Origin of the sequence: Pseudomonas sp. W15Feb9B (assembly GCF_000828175.1) — a bacterium.
Lineage (GTDB): Bacteria > Pseudomonadota > Gammaproteobacteria > Pseudomonadales > Pseudomonadaceae > Aquipseudomonas > Aquipseudomonas parakoreensis.
Map to the genome: position 1 here is coordinate 1 of NZ_JTKF01000072.1, position 226 is coordinate 226.

The following is a 226-nucleotide window of genomic DNA, read 5'->3' on the forward strand; positions in this document are numbered from 1 at the left end:
GGTGTAGCTGTAACTCACCACACCGGTAGCTGCGTTGAAACCGGTGATGGTCAGCGTGCTGCCGAGCGGCGTGGTCACCGATTGTGGGAAGCCTGCAGCTACGCCATTGGTGACCACGGCGATACCGCCGACAGTCAGCGTGGTGACGCCGTCCAAAGCGGTAATCGTGAAGGTGCCGCTTTGGGTCAGCGCGGTTGGGTCAGGAGCGCTGCCGGTGCTGAGGTTT

Annotated in this window: 1 protein-coding gene; it reads right to left on the reverse strand. The window is 62.4% G+C overall.

The window, feature by feature from the left end; all coding sequences use genetic code 11:
- Positions 1 to 226, reverse strand: a 226-nt coding sequence (locus tag OC71_RS26190; protein ID WP_041074856.1) for a hypothetical protein, incomplete at both ends; no start/stop codon positions are given.